The sequence below is a fragment of the Acinetobacter sp. 226-1 genome (genome assembly GCF_030329325.1).
Classification (GTDB): Bacteria; Pseudomonadota; Gammaproteobacteria; order Pseudomonadales; family Moraxellaceae; genus Acinetobacter; species Acinetobacter sichuanensis.
Map to the genome: position 1 here is coordinate 1 of NZ_JACANU010000031.1, position 1,943 is coordinate 1,943.

Here is a 1,943-nt window from a genome sequence, read left to right on the forward strand (position 1 = left end):
TTGATTGATCGAAATTATTTTCATTGATTGATGGTAGAAATTACTCGAAGTTTATTTGAGAAATATTTGTCAGAAAATTGATGAGCCAAGATTTGGTGTTTTGAATAAAGCACTATTGATTTTAAACTGAAGAGTTTGATCATGGCTCAGATTGAACGCTGGCGGCAGGCTTAACACATGCAAGTCGAGCGGATGAAAGTAGCTTGCTACTGGATTTAGCGGCGGACGGGTGAGTAATACTTAGGAATCTGCCTATTAGTGGGGGACAACATCTCGAAAGGGATGCTAATACCGCATACGCCCTACGGGGGAAAGCAGGGGATCGTAAGACCTTGCGCTAATAGATGAGCCTAAGTCGGATTAGCTAGTTGGTGGGGTAAAGGCCTACCAAGGCGACGATCTGTAGCGGGTCTGAGAGGATGATCCGCCACACTGGGACTGAGACACGGCCCAGACTCCTACGGGAGGCAGCAGTGGGGAATATTGGACAATGGGGGGAACCCTGATCCAGCCATGCCGCGTGTGTGAAGAAGGCCTTATGGTTGTAAAGCACTTTAAGCGAGGAGGAGGCTACTTTGGTTAATACCCAGAGATAGTGGACGTTACTCGCAGAATAAGCACCGGCTAACTCTGTGCCAGCAGCCGCGGTAATACAGAGGGTGCGAGCGTTAATCGGATTTACTGGGCGTAAAGCGTACGTAGGCGGCTTTTTAAGTCGGATGTGAAATCCCTGAGCTTAACTTAGGAATTGCATTCGATACTGGGAAGCTAGAGTATGGGAGAGGATGGTAGAATTCCAGGTGTAGCGGTGAAATGCGTAGAGATCTGGAGGAATACCGATGGCGAAGGCAGCCATCTGGCCTAATACTGACGCTGAGGTACGAAAGCATGGGGAGCAAACAGGATTAGATACCCTGGTAGTCCATGCCGTAAACGATGTCTACTAGCCGTTGGGGTCTTTGAGACTTTAGTGGCGCAGCTAACGCGATAAGTAGACCGCCTGGGGAGTACGGTCGCAAGACTAAAACTCAAATGAATTGACGGGGGCCCGCACAAGCGGTGGAGCATGTGGTTTAATTCGATGCAACGCGAAGAACCTTACCTGGTCTTGACATAGTAAGAACTTTCCAGAGATGGATTGGTGCCTTCGGGAACTTACATACAGGTGCTGCATGGCTGTCGTCAGCTCGTGTCGTGAGATGTTGGGTTAAGTCCCGCAACGAGCGCAACCCTTTTCCTTATTTGCCAGCACTTCGGGTGGGAACTTTAAGGATACTGCCAGTGACAAACTGGAGGAAGGCGGGGACGACGTCAAGTCATCATGGCCCTTACGACCAGGGCTACACACGTGCTACAATGGTCGGTACAAAGGGTTGCTACCTAGCGATAGGATGCTAATCTCAAAAAGCCGATCGTAGTCCGGATTGGAGTCTGCAACTCGACTCCATGAAGTCGGAATCGCTAGTAATCGCGGATCAGAATGCCGCGGTGAATACGTTCCCGGGCCTTGTACACACCGCCCGTCACACCATGGGAGTTTGTTGCACCAGAAGTAGGTAGTCTAACCGTAAGGAGGACGCTTACCACGGTGTGGCCGACGACTGGGGTGAAGTCGTAACAAGGTAGCCGTAGGGGAACCTGCGGCTGGATCACCTCCTTAACGAAAGATTGACGATCGGTAAGAATCCACAACAAGTTGTTCTTCATGAATGTATCTGAGGGTCTGTAGCTCAGTTGGTTAGAGCACACGCTTGATAAGCGTGGGGTCACAAGTTCAAGTCTTGTCAGACCCACCATTCTGACGAACGCGGTATGAAAATACTGAAGCAAACAGAAAATCAGAGCATTGAATCTAAATGATAAGCTGGGGACTTAGCTTAGTTGGTAGAGCGCCTGCTTTGCACGCAGGAGGTCAGGAGTTCGACTCTCCTAGTCTCCACCAT

2 tRNA genes and 1 rRNA gene are annotated in these 1,943 nt (G+C 49.8%); all 3 read left to right on the top strand.

Annotation, left to right across the window (positions count from 1 at the left end):
• Window positions 1–123 precede the first annotated feature (123 nt).
• The 3 genes from HX124_RS17525 to HX124_RS17535 all read left to right on the top strand — a co-directional run bounded on the left by HX124_RS17525 (window position 124) and on the right by HX124_RS17535 (window position 1,942).
• A 16S ribosomal RNA gene (locus HX124_RS17525) occupies window positions 124–1,660 on the top strand.
• A 59-nt stretch (window positions 1,661–1,719) separates the two neighbouring features.
• Window positions 1,720–1,796, top strand: a tRNA-Ile gene (locus HX124_RS17530).
• A 70-nt stretch (window positions 1,797–1,866) separates the two neighbouring features.
• Window positions 1,867–1,942 (top strand) — tRNA-Ala (locus HX124_RS17535).
• Window position 1,943: the final 1 nt, after the last annotated feature.